Source organism: Oceanobacillus oncorhynchi (genome assembly GCF_000821065.1).
Classification (GTDB): domain Bacteria; phylum Bacillota; class Bacilli; order Bacillales; family Amphibacillaceae; genus Oceanobacillus; species Oceanobacillus oncorhynchi.
Genome location: NZ_CDGG01000001.1, coordinates 2,182,631 through 2,195,843, shown reverse-complemented (window position 1 = coordinate 2,195,843; position 13,213 = coordinate 2,182,631). Strand labels below are relative to the sequence as shown.

At 41.1% G+C, this 13,213-nt stretch carries 14 protein-coding genes and 1 riboswitch; of the genes, 11 read left to right on the top strand and 3 right to left on the bottom strand.

Annotated elements, in window-relative coordinates; genetic code table 11:
* Nucleotides 1–171: 171 nt before the first annotated feature.
* From BN997_RS10405 to BN997_RS10395, 3 genes are all read left to right on the top strand, one after another.
* The gene (locus BN997_RS10405) at nucleotides 172–1,761 is read left to right on the top strand and encodes a Vga family ABC-F type ribosomal protection protein (protein ID WP_042532028.1); all 1,590 of its coding nucleotides are present in this window, start codon (nucleotides 172–174) and stop codon (nucleotides 1,759–1,761) included.
* A 75-nt stretch (nucleotides 1,762–1,836) separates the two neighbouring features.
* Nucleotides 1,837–2,580, top strand: a complete 744-nt coding sequence (locus tag BN997_RS10400; protein WP_244882365.1) for an ABC transporter ATP-binding protein — start codon at nucleotides 1,837–1,839, stop codon at nucleotides 2,578–2,580.
* The gene (locus tag BN997_RS10395) at nucleotides 2,577–3,344 is read left to right on the top strand and encodes an ABC transporter permease (protein WP_042532027.1); all 768 of its coding nucleotides are present in this window, start codon (nucleotides 2,577–2,579) and stop codon (nucleotides 3,342–3,344) included. The genes BN997_RS10400 and BN997_RS10395 overlap by 4 nt, the downstream gene beginning before the upstream one ends.
* 20 nt (nucleotides 3,345–3,364) lie before the next feature.
* On the opposite strand, the gene BN997_RS23185 is transcribed toward BN997_RS10395, so the two are convergent.
* A complete protein-coding gene (locus BN997_RS23185; RefSeq protein ID WP_175297033.1) occupies nucleotides 3,365–3,538 on the bottom strand; it encodes a hypothetical protein in 174 nt (57 codons plus the stop codon).
* A gap of 256 nt (nucleotides 3,539–3,794) precedes the next feature.
* On the opposite strand from BN997_RS23185, the gene BN997_RS10390 reads away from it, so the two are divergent.
* The 3 genes from BN997_RS10390 (at nucleotide 3,795) to BN997_RS10380 (ending at nucleotide 6,336) form a co-directional block, all read left to right on the top strand.
* Nucleotides 3,795–4,229 (top strand): MarR family winged helix-turn-helix transcriptional regulator, encoded by a 435-nt coding sequence (locus BN997_RS10390; RefSeq protein WP_052484979.1) that lies wholly within the window; start codon nucleotides 3,795–3,797, stop codon nucleotides 4,227–4,229.
* A 24-nt stretch (nucleotides 4,230–4,253) separates the two neighbouring features.
* A complete protein-coding gene (locus BN997_RS10385; protein WP_042532024.1) occupies nucleotides 4,254–4,853 on the top strand; it encodes an alpha/beta hydrolase in 600 nt (199 codons plus the stop codon).
* 124 nt (nucleotides 4,854–4,977) lie between these two features.
* Nucleotides 4,978–6,336 carry an IS1182-like element ISOih1 family transposase gene (locus tag BN997_RS10380; RefSeq protein WP_084612915.1) on the top strand — a complete coding sequence of 453 codons (1,359 nt, stop codon included), beginning with the start codon at nucleotides 4,978–4,980 and terminating at the stop codon, nucleotides 6,334–6,336.
* 129 nt (nucleotides 6,337–6,465) lie between these two features.
* Here the strand turns inward: BN997_RS10380 and BN997_RS10375 are convergent, their stop codons facing one another.
* Together BN997_RS10375 and BN997_RS10370 are read right to left on the bottom strand one after the other, a co-directional pair.
* Nucleotides 6,466–7,416: a calcium/sodium antiporter gene (locus tag BN997_RS10375; protein WP_042532020.1), complete on the bottom strand. Its 951-nt coding sequence runs from the start codon at nucleotides 7,414–7,416 to the stop codon at nucleotides 6,466–6,468.
* Between the two features lie 87 nt (nucleotides 7,417–7,503).
* Nucleotides 7,504–8,361, bottom strand: coding sequence for a VOC family protein (locus BN997_RS10370; protein WP_042532019.1), 858 nt, complete (start codon nucleotides 8,359–8,361; stop codon nucleotides 7,504–7,506).
* 616 nt (nucleotides 8,362–8,977) lie between these two features.
* Here BN997_RS10370 and BN997_RS10360 point away from each other — a divergent pair.
* The 5 genes from BN997_RS10360 to BN997_RS10340 all read left to right on the top strand — a co-directional run bounded on the left by BN997_RS10360 (nucleotide 8,978) and on the right by BN997_RS10340 (nucleotide 13,173).
* Nucleotides 8,978–9,820 carry an ABC transporter ATP-binding protein gene (locus BN997_RS10360; protein WP_042532015.1) on the top strand — a complete coding sequence of 281 codons (843 nt, stop codon included), beginning with the start codon at nucleotides 8,978–8,980 and terminating at the stop codon, nucleotides 9,818–9,820.
* Nucleotides 9,753–10,532 (top strand): ABC transporter permease, encoded by a 780-nt coding sequence (locus BN997_RS10355; protein WP_042532014.1) that lies wholly within the window; start codon nucleotides 9,753–9,755, stop codon nucleotides 10,530–10,532. Before BN997_RS10360 ends, BN997_RS10355 begins: the two co-directional genes overlap by 68 nt.
* A gap of 17 nt (nucleotides 10,533–10,549) precedes the next feature.
* Nucleotides 10,550–11,536 carry an ABC transporter substrate-binding protein gene (locus BN997_RS10350; RefSeq protein ID WP_042532009.1) on the top strand — a complete coding sequence of 329 codons (987 nt, stop codon included), beginning with the start codon at nucleotides 10,550–10,552 and terminating at the stop codon, nucleotides 11,534–11,536.
* A 195-nt stretch (nucleotides 11,537–11,731) separates the two neighbouring features.
* Nucleotides 11,732–11,776: riboswitch (PreQ1 riboswitch) on the top strand.
* Between the two features lie 8 nt (nucleotides 11,777–11,784).
* Nucleotides 11,785–12,267, top strand: coding sequence for a QueT transporter family protein (locus BN997_RS10345; protein WP_042532008.1), 483 nt, complete (start codon nucleotides 11,785–11,787; stop codon nucleotides 12,265–12,267).
* A 129-nt stretch (nucleotides 12,268–12,396) separates the two neighbouring features.
* On the top strand, nucleotides 12,397–13,173 hold the full coding sequence (locus tag BN997_RS10340; RefSeq protein ID WP_244882364.1) for a DUF3891 family protein: 777 nt from the start codon (nucleotides 12,397–12,399) through the stop codon (nucleotides 13,171–13,173).
* The last annotated feature ends 40 nt before the right edge of the window (nucleotides 13,174–13,213 follow it).

The window sequence follows — 13,213 nt, the reverse complement described above, 5'->3', positions numbered from 1 at the left end:
GATTTCAGAACAGGATTAGCCTTTTATCCTTTGTGATAAATACCCGTATGAAATGAGCGATACGTATGCCCATTTCATTTTTTGGCGACTCCTGTTCTGAATGCAGAATAGGGGTTTTTTTATGCAATTAACTCCCCTATTCCCATCCTTCATAGATACGGAGATGATTTTATGAGAATTTTAGAAGCACATCATATCAAACACAGTATCAAAGATCGGGAATTATTTTCGATAGAGCATTTGGTTGTTCATGCCAAAGACCGGATTGGTTTAGTCGGAAAAAATGGCTCGGGCAAAACAACGCTGCTCAACCTGCTTGCCGGTAACATTCCACCGGAGCAAGGTACGATTCATATGCATACTTCGGTGGAATTATTGCCACAATTAAAAGAGAAGCGTGATCAAAAAAGCGGCGGCGAAGTGACGCAGGCGTATATTGTAGAAGCTTTACAGAAACAAACCGGTCTCCTCCTTGCTGATGAACCGACAACCAACCTGGATACTGCTCATATTGAATGGGTTGAAAAGCAGCTGTCCCATTGGCAGGGGGCATTAATTATCGTCTCTCATGATCGTAATTTTTTAGATAAACTATGTCAGCAAATTTGGGAAATTGACGAAGAGCACATCCAAATTTATTCCGGCAATTATACAGCATACCGGGAGCAAAAGGATAAAGAACTCGAAAAACAACGGCTGGATTATGAGCATTATCAGCAGAAAAAAAGACAGCTTGAGCGTGCGATAGAGAAAAAAGAACAAAAAGCACAGCGGGCAACCAAAACACCGAAAAGCAAAATTGGCTCTACGGAAGAATCCTTAAAAGGGGCGAAACCCTACTTTGCGAAAAAGCAGAAAAAGCTGCAAAAAACATCCAAAGCTTTAGAAAGCCGGTTAGATAATATGGAAAAAGTGGATAAGGTAAAAGAAGCTGCTCCCTTGAAAATGACACTTCCCCATCAAGAGAAATTACAGCAGAAAATTATTTTACGGATAGAGGATGTAGAAGGTGCTGTTCCCGGAAAGCAACTATGGGAAAAAGCCAGTTTAAATATCAAAAATGGAGATAAGGTTGGCATCATCGGTCCAAATGGAGCAGGCAAAACCACGTTTATTAAAAAAATAATGCGTAAAGATGCCGGTATCACTTTAAATCCGTCTATAAAAATTGGTTATTTTCAACAGGATTTATCTACTTTAAACCAGGAAAAGTCGATTCTGGAAAATGTCAAAGAAACATCTAAGCAGGATGAAACTCTGATTCGGACGGTTTTAGCGCGGCTGCATTTCTATGGTGATGATGTTTTTAAGCCTGTCCATGTACTCAGTGGCGGAGAGCAGGTTAAGGTGGCATTTGCAAAGCTTTTTGTCAGTGATATCAATATGCTGATTCTTGACGAGCCGACAAACTACCTCGATATCGAGGCGGTCGAAGCATTAGAAGATCTGCTTCAAGCCTATGAGGGCACTGTTTTATTTGTATCCCATGATCGGCAGTTTATCAATAATATCGCAACCAAAGTCATTAAAATAAGCCAGCAGCAGCTTACCTTTTTTGATGGAAGCATCCAGCAGCTCCATAAAGAATCAACAGAAAAAGAAACACAGGAAGATCCAATCGAACAGCAGTTAATGATTATTGAAACAAAGATAACAGAAACATTAAGCAAGCTCAGCCTGGAGCCGTCGGATGAACTGGATCAGGAATTTCAAAAGCTTCTCCAGCAAAAACGCACGCTTTTAAATCAACAAGAGGAATGATAGAATAAGATTTGTTCAGCAGGAGATTCTCTCTCCTGCTTCTCTTCTATACCCATTTCAGAAAGGAACTTCACCATGGAGCAAACAATGAAATCAACCGATAAAGCAGCCATAGAACTAAACCATGTCAGCTATTCTGATGAAGATTTAGATATTATTAAAGATATATCCGGCTTCCTGTCTGAAGGAAAAATCACCACCTTTGTCGGCCCTTCCGGAGCTGGAAAGACAACGATATTCCGCTTATTAAACGGATTGATTTCTCCAACCAAAGGGGACATCTATCTATTTGGAAAAAACATTCAAACCATGGAACCGACTGCGTTACGGCGTACCGTTGGCATTGCACTTCAAGATGCGACGATGCTGCGGGGGAGCGTTTATAAAAATCTGGCTATGCCAAAAACACTTCAAAACCAAGAATTAGAAAAAGAAGAGGCAGCGCATTTGCTTACGCAGGTTGGACTGGATGCTTCTTTTCTCCACCGGGATGTTACAGATTTATCCGGAGGCCAGCGGCAAAAGGTGTCCATTGCACGTACGCTTGTCAATCGTCCAAAGGTCTTGCTGCTGGATGAGATTACCTCCTCCCTCGACCGGGTATCCACATCAGATATCGAGCAGTTAATCCAGCATATTAATCAGAAATTCTCTGTGACCATTGCCTGGATTACTCATAATTTAGAACAAGCTTTACATATTGGCGATGATACATGGGTCATGATGAACGGCGAACTCGTTGAGGCAGGCAGGAAAGACTTATTGAAAAATCCGGCTGACTCCCGGGTACAGGAATTTGTGAAGGGGGAATGGCAATGAGCGTCCTAAACTTGAGCTTATCGCTTATTTTCGTCCTGATTCCTTTAATCCTTTCTAAAACGTTACGTCTCGGCTTGGAAAAAGATACGTTTATCGCAACCATTCGATCGATTATTCAGCTTATAGCTGTCGGCTTTATTTTAACCTTTGTCTTTGAATCAGACAGTTATCTTTTTATTATCTTAATGGTTGCTCTCATGATTGGCGCAGCCACACATAATGCACAGAAAAAAGGCGCATCAATCAAGGGAATCATATGGAAACTGATTCTGACATTTGTTTTTATTGAGCTGCTGACACAGGGTATTCTATTGGGATTTCAAATTACACCGCCGACTGCACAATACATTATCCCTATCAGCGGAATGGTTGTCGGTAATTCCATGGTGCTTTCCATTCTTTTTCTGAACCGTTTCACATCAGAAATCCAAACACAGAAAAAAGAAACAGAGCTCCTGCTTTCTTTAGGCGGAACACCAAAGCAGGCTATCCATTTGCCCTTGATTCATTCTATTAAAGCGAGCTTGATTCCCACGATTGAAAGTCAAAAAACAATCGGTCTCGTTCAACTGCCGGGAATGATGAGCGGGCAGATTATTGCTGGCGCTGATCCAATCCAAGCAGTCCAATTCCAGCTGTTAATTCTCTTTCTATTATTGACAACAGCTGCCGTAACCAGTATTATGCTTGGCTTTCTCTCCTACCCGACATTGTTTAATGAACGGATGCAGATGCATAAGATTAAAACGGATGAAGAAAATTAAAGCTCTAAACTGTTATGTCATCATATCTCTATAATATCGATGATAAAAATAACTGGAATATACAAGGAGTTTTCAGCAAATACATCCTTGCTGAAAATTCCTGCTAAGTTAGATACAAATATAGGCAGGAAAAGAAGCAAATCAAACGCAATTCCTGCTGCATCTAGATGTTCTTCAAATTTATTCTTGCTCACATTAACTCTCCTTCATTTCTCAATCACCAATCTTTCTTATCGTTTTCCCTACCATGTGTTCCGCGACACTTTTTCTTAGGTTAAACAGCCGCCCTGTAAAGAACGCTGTAATGACTGTAACACCAGAGGATTTTTGATGCCGCAAAGCACATACCTCTCCCTCGCTCACTTGACAAATTAGTTATCATTCATTATTATTTAATTACATATATCTTAATTAAATATATTTTTATATCACAAAAGAGAGGTGATTATTTTGGCTGAAAATTTATCATTGAAAGCTTTCGTCATTACCATGAAGGCTTCTAAAGCGTTAGAAGAATTAACAAAAAAAGATATCAAAAATCACGGCATGCGCGCATCTGACTTTGCTATTTTAGAAGCATTGTATCATAAAGGCAGACAAACTATCCGGGAAATTTCGGAATCCGTATTGATCAGCACAGGGTCGATAACCTACGTCATTGATAAGCTTGAAAAAAAAGAGCTCTTAATCCGGACAAATTGTCCTGATGACAGAAGAGCAGTTTATTTAGAAATTACAGCAAAAGGAAAACAAATGATGGATGAGATTTTCCCGAAGCATCAGCAGGTGATTGAAGAGATGTTCCAAGGAATTTCAGAGAGCGATAAAGCGACTGTTATCGAGGTATTGAAAAAGGTTGGCCATCAAGCCGCTGAAAAAGAATAACGCAAGTGGGAAGGATGAACATCAATGAAGTATATCTATGAAGAAAAAGCGGGTCCGACTGGTCCTACCCTGCTTCTCCTGCATGGAACAGGCGGTACAGAAAATGATTTATTACCTTTAGCGAATATCATTGATTCAGAGGCAAATGTTTTGAGCGTTCGCGGAAACGTGTTGGAAAACGGCATGCCCCGTTTTTTCCGCCGTTTGGAGGAAGGTGTTTTTGATGAAGAAGATTTAATCAAACGCACAGAAGAATTACATGATTTTTTAAATGAGGCTAGCCAAAAAGAAGGTTTTGACCGAAAACAAGTTACAGCAATCGGCTATTCGAACGGAGCTAATATTGCCGGAAGCCTTTTATTCCATTATAAAGACTCCCTGCAAAAGGCAATTCTTCATCATCCGATGGTACCGAGAAAGGGCATTGACCTTCCGGATTTAACTGGTACAGACGTGTTTATTGCTGCGGGTAATAATGATCCGATGTGCCCTCCGGAAGAAGCGGAGGAATTGCAGCGTTTGCTGGCAAATGCCGGGGCTAAAGCTGATATCCATTGGGAGAGTAATGGGCACCAGCTGACGATGAGCGAAGTTAAAGCAGCTGCCAGCTGGTATGCAAAGTAAAAGAAGGAGACCGGGTCTCCTTCTCAGGCTGTCGAGAAACCCTCGGCAGTCTATTTTTATGTGGGAAACAGCCCCAATTGACCGTAATTATTTGGTATAATAGAAGTACCAAACAAAGGCGGTGATGAGCTTGTTTCACACGAGAAAACACATGCAAAATGAAATGGAATTTGTTTGTTTAGAAGATTTAGTCCCCCAAGACCATTTACTACGGAAAATAGATAAATACATTGATTTCTCTTTTATTATTGAAAAAGTAAAACCTTATTATTGTGAAGATAATGGTCGTCCCTCTCTAGACCCCCTTATTTTATTCAAAATGATGTTTGTTGGGTATTTTTTTGGCATTCGTTCGGAACGCCAACTTGAAAAGGAAATTCAAACAAATAATGCTTACCGCTGGTTTCTAGGTTTAAAACTGACAGAACCAGTTCCTCACCATTCTACCATCAGTTGGAACCGTCGAACCCGTTTTAAAGATACGGAGATTTTCCAAGAAATTTTTGATGAAATTGTTCTCCAAGCTATGAATCACCGTATGGTTGGAGGAAGAGTTCTTTTTACGGATTCCACTCATTTGAAAGCGAATGCCAATAAACATAAATTTAATCGGGAAGAAGTCGAAGTGGAAACACGAGACTACGTAGAAGAACTAAACCAAGCCATTCAAGAGGATCGTAAACAGAATGGAAAAAAGGTGCTAAGAGATAGAGAGGAAGTGAAACAAGTCAAAACCATTCGGAAAAGTAAAACAGATCTGGAAAGTGGTTTTATGTCTCGGGACCACAAACAAGAAATGTTCTGTTACTTAGATCATCGAACCACAGATATGAAATATAATATTATTACAGACGCGTACGTCACTCCGGGAAATGTACATGATTCGGTCCCTTATCTGAAACGGTTAGACCGGCAAATCAAACGGTTTGATTTTATCGTGGAAGCAGTGGCTTTAGACTCCGGTTATTTAACGAATCCAATCTGTAAGGGATTAGCTGATCGGAATATATTCGGCGTCATCGCTCACCGTCGCTATCATCCAACGAAAGGGTTATTTCCGAAGTGGAAATTCCGTTATGATGAAGACCGAGATAGTTATACTTGTCCGAATGGAGAAGAATTGCCATATAAAACAACGACACGAGAAGGTTACAGAGAATTTAAATCAGACCCAAAAAAGTGTATATCCTGTCCGCTTTTGAAACAGTGTACCCGCTCGAATAATCATCAGAAAGTAGTCACCCGTCATGTTTGGGAAGAACATAAAGAACACGTGCGATTAAACCGGTTATCCGTTTCCGGAAAAAAGCTATACAAATTTAGAAAAGAAAAAGTAGAGCGAAGTTTTGCAGACTCTAAAGAGCTGCATGGACTTCGCTACTGCAGGTTGAGGGGATTGCAGAATGCGGGAGAGCAAGTATTACTCACCGCAGCCTGCCAGAACATGAAGAAGATTGCCATCTACCTATCCAAGCAAGGATAGGTAGATGGGAGTTTATTTTCATGATATATCTTATTTTTCTCTTGATTATTTTAACCATATAAAAAAGCTTGCAGAGAAAATACCATACTTTCTCTACAAGCTGAGAAGGAGACCGGGTCTCCTTCTTTTTTAATTTCTTATAATAATGTAGACGGTATATGCTACATATATAAGAGCAAGTATAATCCCTTCTCTTCTTCCAATTCGAAAGCTTGTTCTGGAAAAAATCAATAGAAGGATGGTCAGCACAATCATTATCCAAATATCTGTGAAGATAACAGGGTTGATGGATAAAGGAGTAATCAGCGATGCTGCACCAAGAACAAATAAGATATTAAAAATACAGCTGCCGACCACGTTTCCTAAGGCAATTTCACTTTCATTTTTAAGCGCTGCAGATATCGAGGTAACTAATTCGGGCAGGGAGGTTCCTACTGCGACGATGGTCAGACCGACCAGCGCCTCACTCATCCCCCATGACAGAGCAATTTCTGTTGCATTGGTTACAACGAATTGCCCTCCCAAAATAATGGCAGCCAATCCGAGAAGTGTAATGAAGGTGCTCTTTCCCCATTTTACATTGGAATCTCTGACTGCTTTGGTTTCTTTTCTGCTTTTCAAACCGACCTCAATGATGTAATACATAAAAATCGCTAAAAACAGAAAGAAAACGATTCCATCGCCTCTGCTGAGGATATCTGCTCCCGAACCTTGCAGCAGCACATCGCTACCTAAGGCAAACAAGGCTACTGCCGCTAGTAATGCAAAAGGAATCTGTTTGACTATCATTTCATTTTGAACCCGAAGCGGATAAATTGCAGCTGCCAAACCGATAACAAGCGTAATATTAAAGATATTACTTCCCACGACGTTTCCAACTGCTACATCGGCTGTTCCTTGCGCTGCTGCAATAATACTTACCGTTGCTTCCGGTGCACTTGTCCCTAAGGCAACAATTGTTAATCCGATTAAAATCGGGGGAACGCGCAGCAGCTGAGCAACATTAGAGGAGCCGTCAACAAACCAGTCTGCCCCTTTTACTAACAATCCAAATCCAATAATTAATAAAATATATTCCATGGAAGTGCTCCCATCTCTCGCTGTATATTGTGTTTTTATTCTACCTCAATTGGATTTACCTATCCACTTTTTTCAAGCAGATGTTTTTTATTTTGCTGCAGCAGTTAGAAAAATATGATTTCCTGCAGGGTCCTTTACCATTCCTTCATCAGCCGGATAACCTAATGCTGCCAATCTTTGAACCACTTTGTCTATCTCCTCTTTATTCGGGTACGTTATTGTAAAAAACTGCATCCCAACCACTTGTAAATCTGGAATCGGCGCTCCTTCCCCATTCCATGTATTAATCGCAATATGGTGATGATAACCGTTGTCAGATAAAAAAGATGCTCCAGGAAATCCAGTTACCTCTTGGAACCCTATTCCCTTAATGTAAAATTCCTTTGCTGCCGGCAAATCATTCACATGGAGATGCACATGTCCAATACGTGTTTCCACAGGCATCCCCTGCCAATCACCAGCAGCCTCTGCCAGTAGTCCATCTGCATCAAGCGGATCCGTACTCATTTGCACGGATTCATCTATCCACTTCCAGCTTTTAGATAATCGGTCTCTGGCAACTTCGATTCCATTTCCATCCGGATCAGAAAAATAGAGTGCTTCACTGACAATATGATCGGCAGCCCCTAATTGCAGGCTGTATGCTTTCCCTGCCTGCAGAAGATGTTTTAAAAATGCCGCCAAATCCGCTCTTTGAGGCAATAAAATGGCAAAATGATAAAGCCCTGTGGTTTTGCCTTGTTTCGGCAGCACTCCTTCCGGCTGTTCCAGTATGATTAAAGCCTTCTTTCCATCAGCAGAAAGGATGGCCTGGTTTTCTGTCTCCTCCATCACTTGAAAGCCTAGAAAAGTATGATAAAAATCGAGGGAACGCTGTAAATTCGCTACTTGAATGGTTATATCTGATACATGCATTGTCGGAGATTCAAAAAAATTATTTTCCATATAGTATTAGTCACCTTTCTTAATTGATTTATAATTAACTAAAAATAATAAACTTACTTTATGTAACTTATTATAAATAAAGTAAGTACGATGGTCAAAATATTTGCAGGTTTTTCTTTTTGGCTCTTCACCAAAATCTATGGGTGACATAGTAGATATATATTTGCTGTAAGCGACCGCTACGGAAATACACTACGCTTTCCATGGGCCCCGAGCTCATCTCCTTTAAAGAAGACTTGCTGATTGGCAAGCCGGCAGGCGCAGACAGAAGCATAGTCGCACTTATGTCCCGCGCCTTCCCATAGGAGTCTCCGTGTTTTTCCTCCGCTAGCTTGTTGCTTTTATCACATTTAATTCTATTTTCCAACCATAGATTTTGGTGTTGATTCTTCTTTTTTAATATTTTTTCAAACGGAAACATTTTTTAAAACTGCCGTTGAGAGAAAACGCATGAACCCTTCCCTTTATGCCTGTCATTTGGGCAAGATTTTATAATTCATTTAATAAAATACCAAACGTATCACAATACAAGTTCCCTTGACGCTTTTTTTTGCATAATATATAATCCTTATAAGTTTACTTATATTTATTTATTATTTTGAAGGAGAGGTTCTTTATGAAGGTAAAACTGGAGCAGGTAAATAAAAGCTTCCCCAAAGGCAAAACGGATTCGCTCCATGTCCTGCATGATATCGATCTCCAAATTGAAGCTGGCGAATTTGTTTCTTTGCTTGGACCTTCCGGCTGCGGCAAGTCTACGATTTTGAATTTAATCGCCGGTCTGGACAGCCCGACTTCTGGAGAAGTATATGTGAATGATAAAAAAGTTAAAGGACCGGGGACTGACCGGGTCGTTGTTTTTCAACAAGGCGGTTTATTTCCATGGATGAATGTCATGGATAATGTTACATATGGACTGCTGTTGAAAAAAATGAGCAAAAAAGAAGCGGAAAAAAAAGCAATGGAAGGGCTTCGAATGGTGCATCTCGGAAATTTTGCGCTTGCTTTTCCCCATGAATTATCGGGCGGCATGCAGCAGCGTGTAGCAATTGCGCGTGCTCTCGTGATGGATCCTGACGTTCTTTTGATGGATGAACCATTTGCAGCCCTTGATGAACAGACACGGCTTATTTTGCATCAGGAGCTGCAAGAAATTTGGCAAAAAACCGGAAAAACCATTCTCTTTATCACGCATAATATTCGTGAAGCACTCACGCTTTCAGAACGGGTATTGCTTATGAGCACGAGACCTGGAGCAATCAAAAAATCTTTCAGAGTACAGGCGGCGCGCCCGCGTAACCCATCAGATAGTGTAATTGTAGATTTAGAAACACGTGTGATGAAGGAATTGGAAGAAGAAATGGAAAAAGTGTTGAAGGAGGAGTTCGGGGATGATTACCGCCTTAAGACGAGTGCTGTTCGTGATCGTGATCGTGACTATATGGGAGATCATATCTAAAACCAACCTGTTTCCGACCTTTATGTTTCCCCCTTTGCTTATCCCGAATGATCCCGGCGGAGTCACGGTGTTAAGCACCTTAGTGAACGGTCTGATTTCCGGGCAAATACTCGGAGCTACAGGAATGACACTCGGGAGACTGCTGCTCGGTTTTTCCATAGCAGTAATTTTAGGTCTGATTTTTGGGTACTTAATTGCCCGTTATAAATGGGTGGATGATACGCTTGGATTTTTTGTGACTGCGTTACAGTCCATTCCGAGTATTGTCTGGTTCCCTCTGGCTATTGTCTGGTTTGGACTTGGGAATGTAGCCATTTTATTTATTGTGACTATTGGAGCAACCTGGACAATGACAGTAAATGCAAGCACCGGATTTAAAAATGTGCCCAATCTTTATTTAAATGCTGCACGTACATTAGGTTCGTCGGGTACACATCTTGTGCGAACCGTGATTCTTCCGGCATCCGTACCGCATATTATCTCTGGTCTTCGTGTTGCTTGGGCTTTCGCCTGGCGCGCAATCATGGCTGGGGAGCTTCTCGGTGGAAACGGCGGCCTCGGGTATCTGTTAGATATGGGACGCTCCTTGCAATCAATGGATTTAGTACTTTCTATTATGATTGTGATCGGTATCATCGGTACGATTATGGATAATCAGGTATTTCTTAGAATGGAACGCTCTGTTGCAAGAAAATGGGGCGTTGGAACTTAATAGAAAGGATGAGGGATATGAAAAAAATATTATTCGGCCTGGGTGCGCTTCTTTTATTAGGAGCGGCAGGCTGTGGTTCAGAAGAAGCTGCCGATGAAATACACATTGGATATTTCCCTAATTTCACACATATTACTACGGTAGTTGCGCTGGAAAATGGTTACTTTGAAGAAGAAATGGGAGAAGAGGTAAATATCGAAACCTCCACATTCCCGGATGGCAGTGCCTTTATGGAGGCTATGTCCACACAGGATATCGACATTGGTACTGTTGGCCCGTCTCCGGCAACAACAACTTATTTAAGAAATCCGGAGCATGAAATCATTGCCGGAGCGGTGAATGGCGGGGCAGTCCTTGCCACTCGTGAAGATTCAGGTATCGAAATCGTTGAAGATCTTGATGGCATGCGCGTAGCCATCCCGACTATTGGTTCCACACAGGACATCATGTTGCGAGAAGCATTAGATGATGTCGGTCTGAAAGTAGATGACGAGGGCGGAACCGTAAGCTTGGTACCGCAGGCTCCTGCTGACACATCCACGCTGTTCCTGCAGGGAGACGTCGATGCTGCGGCCACGCAGGAGCCTTGGGGCGTATATTTGGAAAATCAGGCAAACGCCGACATTCTCCTTGATGAAGAAGAATTTGCTTGGGGAACAGAATCAACAACAACTGTTGTTACTGCGCGGAAATCATTTACGGAAAGCAATGAGGAATTAACACAGGCCTATTTGCGTGCCCATGCCCGTGCTGTAGAATTTATTGAAGAGAATCAGGAAGAAGCAGTTGAATTATTTGTCAATCACATTGAAGAAACGACAGGCAACGAGTTGGATTACGAGGAAACGCTGGAAGCAAGCGAACGTCTCAATCCAACGTATGAAATCAACGAAGAAGTGCTGCAGCAAATGGCAACAATCAGCTACGAAGCAGGGTATATGCAGTCAGATGAAATTGAAGGATTGGTTAATCGGACATTTTTGGAAGCTGCTCTGGAAGAATAAACTGATAACGACGAACTCCCGGTTTGACAGCCGGGGGTTTGTTTTTAGTTTCGTTTCTTTTCCATGATGTCACTTCATTTATTTTGTCCGCTCCCTGTTAAACTTGTTTTTATGTTTAAAAGCTTCGCGTTTTCCAAATCATTACATATACAAAACGATTGTTTTCCTTCTTCGATACTGGTATGATAGGCTAGGTTCAACGTGGTTCGTAACCATCCCACGCTAAAAAACTAGGAGGAAAACAGGATATGAATATAAGGACACTTGTGATTAACGGGATTATTGCAGCATTGTATGTCGCCGTATCCCTGCTGGTCTCCCCAGTTGCATTTGGGGCGATTCAATTTCGAATATCAGAGATGTTTAACCATTTGATTATCTTTGATAAGCGTTACTTTTTCGGCATTACGATTGGTGTATTTGCATCTAATTTATTTTCAATGGCAGGCGGATTGGATCTTTTATTCGGGACAGCACATACCGCCATATCTTTAGGAATTATTATTTTCTTAAAAAAATATATTAAAAACAAGCTGACACTGCTATTTCTAAATACATTGATTTTCAGCTTTAATATGTTTATTATTGCCTTTATGCTAAATATAGCTTTACAATTACCGTTCCTGCTGACATGGCTTACAACCGGAATCAGTGAATTGATTGTTTTACTGATCGGCATTCCGATCTTCTATACTTTATATAAACGGATACATTTTGATAAAATGATATAATACAGAGATAAAGACGGTGGAGAATGTAATCCATCGTCTTTTTTAAGAATGGAGAAGTAATTTTTTTAATGATATGAAAAGCTTCCTGGGGCTCTTTCGTTCTCCATGCAATCAATCACAAGGAAGGGAATGAGTAAAATGATTATCCGAAATCAGAACGGCCATTTTATTTTTATAACACAGGTAGACCATGCTTCTGTATCTGGAGAAATAGTTAAAAATCTGGCCTCGGGTTATTTCGAGCATACGCCTTATAAAGATTCTGTTATCTATGCAGCTTATCAGCATGACTGCGGCTGGGAGGCCTTTGACAAGCAGCCTTTTTGGAATGATCAGGCAAATCGTCCCTATTCCTTTATCGATTTTCCAGACATGCCAAAAACCGTCTTGTACACGCAGGGTATTGAGCAGGTCCAGGAAAAGGACAGGTATGCCGCATTATTATGCAGTGAACATTATAAGCGTTTTCTCGTAACATCCACGCTCCCTGAAGCAAAAGCGTTTGTTCAGGAGGAAGCAGAGCGGCAGGAATGGCTGATCAGCAGGATGGATCATTTTAATCAAGCGACGTTTGAAATGGATTATACGCTTTTACAGTTTTCCGATAATCTATCTCTGTTCGCATGTATGAATGAGCCGGGAGCCGCGGATAAAGACCTTCATCCTTTTTTTAAAAACGGGATATCCGTTTCAAACACCGCATCCTCCTTTCCATCTGCTTTTTCTGTCAGCTGGGAAGATAAGGAGACAATAACCATGGAACCTTTTCCATTCTCAGCAAACTTTCCAATTACTTTGCTGTATAAAAGTATTCCTAAAACAACCATTCAGCAGCAGGGATTGATGAATGCTTATGAGCATGCCTCTGTTTTATCAAAAACGATTAGGATAAACACCAAAAAATAAGGCTGGCAGCTGCTTCAGCCTTATTTTTTGGTGTTTTAAA

Bases quoted from the DNA above. Each gene is read 5' to 3' on its own strand.
- BN997_RS10355 (WP_042532014.1), top strand. From the start codon at position 9,753: ATGATTACCGCCTTAAGACGAGTGCTGTTCGTGATCGTGATCGTGACT.
- BN997_RS10375 (WP_042532020.1), bottom strand. From the start codon at position 7,416: ATGGAATATATTTTATTAATTATTGGATTTGGATTGTTAGTAAAAGGG.
- BN997_RS10340 (WP_244882364.1), top strand. From the start codon at position 12,397: ATGAGTAAAATGATTATCCGAAATCAGAACGGCCATTTTATTTTTATA.
- BN997_RS10400 (WP_244882365.1), top strand. From the start codon at position 1,837: ATGGAGCAAACAATGAAATCAACCGATAAAGCAGCCATAGAACTAAAC.
- BN997_RS10360 (WP_042532015.1), top strand. From the start codon at position 8,978: ATGAAGGTAAAACTGGAGCAGGTAAATAAAAGCTTCCCCAAAGGCAAA.
- BN997_RS10370 (WP_042532019.1), bottom strand. From the start codon at position 8,361: ATGGAAAATAATTTTTTTGAATCTCCGACAATGCATGTATCAGATATA.
- BN997_RS10385 (WP_042532024.1), top strand. From the start codon at position 4,254: ATGAAGTATATCTATGAAGAAAAAGCGGGTCCGACTGGTCCTACCCTG.
- BN997_RS10345 (WP_042532008.1), top strand. From the start codon at position 11,785: ATGAATATAAGGACACTTGTGATTAACGGGATTATTGCAGCATTGTAT.
- BN997_RS10380 (WP_084612915.1), top strand. From the start codon at position 4,978: ATGAGCTTGTTTCACACGAGAAAACACATGCAAAATGAAATGGAATTT.
- BN997_RS10405 (WP_042532028.1), top strand. From the start codon at position 172: ATGAGAATTTTAGAAGCACATCATATCAAACACAGTATCAAAGATCGG.
- BN997_RS10395 (WP_042532027.1), top strand. From the start codon at position 2,577: ATGAGCGTCCTAAACTTGAGCTTATCGCTTATTTTCGTCCTGATTCCT.
- BN997_RS10350 (WP_042532009.1), top strand. From the start codon at position 10,550: ATGAAAAAAATATTATTCGGCCTGGGTGCGCTTCTTTTATTAGGAGCG.